General features: G+C 73.4%; 3 protein-coding genes. 2 read left to right on the plus strand and 1 reads right to left on the minus strand.

Annotated features, from left to right (window positions below; genetic code table 11):
- A partial coding sequence (locus tag FAF44_RS52520) for a DUF4349 domain-containing protein (RefSeq protein WP_237111008.1) occupies window positions 1-871 on the minus strand: 871 nt, incomplete at its 3' end.
- Window positions 872-980: 109 nt separating this feature from the next.
- On the opposite strand from FAF44_RS52520, the gene hemG reads away from it, so the two are divergent.
- Window positions 981-2,393, plus strand: a complete 1,413-nt coding sequence (hemG, locus tag FAF44_RS52525) for a protoporphyrinogen oxidase (protein ID WP_237111009.1) — start codon at window positions 981-983, stop codon at window positions 2,391-2,393.
- Window positions 2,390-3,091, plus strand: coding sequence for a hydrogen peroxide-dependent heme synthase (gene hemQ / locus FAF44_RS52530; RefSeq protein WP_237111010.1), 702 nt, complete (start codon window positions 2,390-2,392; stop codon window positions 3,089-3,091). Before hemG ends, hemQ begins: the two co-directional genes overlap by 4 nt.
- The last annotated feature ends 189 nt before the right edge of the window (window positions 3,092-3,280 follow it).

The raw sequence follows: 3,280 nt of genomic DNA on the forward strand, positions 1-3,280 counted from the left end.
GTACCAGCCAGACCAGCAGCGCGGCCGGCGGCAGCGCCGCCACCACCCACGGCAGCACCGCGCCGATCACCGTCAGCGCCGTCTTCGCGAACGCCACCAGCGCCACCCACCCGGCCGCCAGCCCGCCCAGGAACCCGGCGGGCTCGTCGGCCGGGTCGTCCACCACCGTGACGGGCCCCACCAGCCGCAGCGTCAGCGTGGCCAGCGCCGTCTGCCCGGCCAGCTCCTTCTGCTGGGCCTGCAACGACTCCAGGTCGGCCTCGCGGGAGGCGATCTCCCGCTCGACGTCCAGCACCTGCCCGATCGTGTCGGCCCGCTTCAGCAGCGTGCGCAGCGACTCCAGCGACTGCTGCGCCGACTTCAGCCGGCTCTCCACGTCGGCCACCTTCAGCGTGACGTCCTGGGCGTTCTGGTTCAGCGAGAGCTGCTTGCCCAACTCGCCGCCGAGCCGCCGCACCATCTCGGCGTACTTCGCGGTCGGGACCCGGAACTCCAGCGTCGCCGACGCCTCGGTGTCGCCGGAGGAGTCGGTCTCCTCCTGCGACAGGTAGCCGCCGGCCTCGGTGACCAGTTGCTTGGCCCGCTGGACGGCCGGGCCCACCTCCTCCGCCCGGACCGTCATCTTCCCGGTGTAGATGACCTGGCGGTCCTGCTGAGTGACCTCGACCCCGGACACGATGCCGCCGCCCTGGCCGCCCTGCTCCGGCTGCTTCATCGTGCTCTCGCCGCGCGCCGCGCCCGCGCCGTCGGCGCGCGATTCATCCGCCTGGGCGGCGACGCCGGGCCGCTCGGCATAGCCGCCGCCGCAGCCCGTCAGTAACACGGCAGCGCAGGCCGCCCCGAGCACGATGGCGTACCGGAATCTCGTCATGCCCTTATGACGGAAGGCGGATCGCCCTGGTTTGACGGCAGGAATCACGGTACGGTCACGCGCGCCCCGAGGGGCTGGCCGCGCGGTCGAAGCGGTAGCGTCAGGAGGCGTGGAAGGGAATCGGGCGCACGTGGTCATCGTCGGCGCGGGGATCTCCGGTCTGGCCGCCGCGTGGTACCTCCGCCAGAGCGCGGGCGGTCGGGTCAGGGTGACGGTCCTGGAGGGCTCGCCACGCATCGGCGGCAAGCTGCACGCCTCCGAGGTCGCCGGGGTGAGCGTGGACGCGGGCGCGGAGTCCATGCTGGCCAGGCGACCCGAGGGGAAAGAGCTGGCCAAAGCGGTCGGGCTCGGCGACGACCTGGTCTTCCCCGGCTCGCTGAGCTCGGCCGTCTACACCAGGGGCGCGCTGCGTCCGATGCCCAAGGGGCAGGTCATGGGCGTGCCCGCCGACCTGACCGAGCTGGCCAGGACGGGCATCGTCTCGCCCGGCGGCCTGCTGCGCGTGCCGCTCGACCAGATCCTGCCGGCGACCCTCGTGCGCACCGACGTGTCCGTGGCCGCCTACATCCGCGCGAGGATGGGCGGCGAGATCGTGGACCGGCTGGTCGAGCCGCTGCTCGGCGGCGTCTACGCGGGCCGGGCCGACATGCTGTCGCTGGAGGCCACGATGCCGCGGGTGGCGGCGGTGGCGCGCTCCGAACGTTCGCTGCTGAGCGCCGTCCGGCAGCTCGTCGAGGAGACGCCGAAGGAGCAGGGGCCGGTCTTCACCTCGCTGCGCGGCGGCGTCGGCACCCTGCCCGAGGCGGTCGCCAAGGCGTCGGAGGCCGACGTCCGGACCGGCGTCACCGTGCGCGAGCTGCACCGCACCGAGACCGGCTGGCGGCTGGTCGCCGGCCCCGTGCCGCGCCCCGAGGTGATCGAGGCCGACGCGGTGATCCTGGCCACGCCCGGCCCCGCCACGAGCCGGCTGCTCGGCTCCGAGGTGCCCAAGGCCGCCGCCGAACTGGCCAGGATCCAGTACGCGAGCATGGCCGTCGTCACGCTGGCCTACCCGCTCGACGCCTTCCCCGAGCCGCCCGGCGCCAGCGGCTACCTGGTGCCGCCGGTGGAGCGGCGGCCGGTCAAGGCCGTCACGTTCAGCTCGGTGAAGTGGCCCCACCTCGCCAGAGACCTGGTCATCCTGCGCTGCTCGATCGGCCGGATCGGCGAGGAGCACCTGCTCCAGCGCGAGGACGCCGAGCTGGTCTCGCTGGCGACCGCCGAGATGGCCGACGTGATGGGCGTGCGCGGCCTGCCGGCCGACACGCGCGTGACACGGTGGGGCGGCGGGCTGCCGCAGTACAACGTGGGCCACCTCGACCGGGTGGCGCGGGTGCGGGCGGCGGTGTCCGTCGAGCCGGGGCTGGCCGTGTGCGGCGCGGCCTACGACGGCATCGGCATCCCCGCCTGCGTCGGCACCGCCCGCACGGCCGCCGCCCGGGTTCTGGACCACCTGAACCGACGAGGAGAATGGACGGCATGACAGAGGGCGCTCCGCGGCCGAAGGCCCGCGATCTCAACCAGGTGATCCGTTACACGATGTGGTCGGTCTTCCAGCTCACCGAGCCGTGCGCGGGCGACCGCGAGGAGCTCGCGGCGGAGGTGCAGGAGCTGCTCGACCAGGTCGCCGGGAAAGACGTCGTGACCAGGGGCGTCTACGACGTGGCCGGGCTGCGGGCCGACGCCGACTTCATGTTCTGGTGGCACGCGCCCACGTCCGAGGATCTCCAGGACGTCTACACCCGCTTCCGCCGCACCCGGCTGGGCCGGCACACCAGGCCCGTGTGGTCGGCGATGGCGCTGCACCGGCCAGCCGAGTTCAACAAGTCGCACATCCCGGCCTTCCTCGCCGAGGAGGAGCCGCGCGCGTACGTGAGCGTCTACCCGTTCGTCCGCTCGTACGAGTGGTACCTGCTGGAGGACTCCGAGCGCCGGGCCATGCTGGCCGAGCACGGCCGGATGGCGCGCGACTACCCCGACGTGCGGGCCAACACGGTGGCGTGCTTCTCGCTCAACGACTACGAGTGGATGCTGGCGTTCGAGGCCGACGAGCTGCACCGCATCGTCGACCTCATGCGCACGCTGCGGGGCGCGCAGGCGCGCCGGCACACCCGGATCGAGATCCCGTTCTACACCGGGGCCCGCAAGCCGGTGCGGCAACTCGTCGCCGACCTCCCGTAGCCGTCCAGGGCCGTACGTCCGCGCCCCCGTCCGCCTGCCGCTTCGCGCCGGGCGGGCGGGGGCGTTCGTCTTCTCGCGGGCGTCCCGGCGCGGTTCTCGACGGGCTCGTGTGAACGTTCCAAGGCGGGTGGGCGTCTAGGGAACGGGCCTATTGCGGGGAGGTCGGTCGGGGTGGGGGAGTCCGGGGAT

It is taken from the genome of Nonomuraea sp. MG754425, assembly GCF_021699195.1.
Taxonomy (GTDB): domain Bacteria; phylum Actinomycetota; class Actinomycetes; order Streptosporangiales; family Streptosporangiaceae; genus Nonomuraea.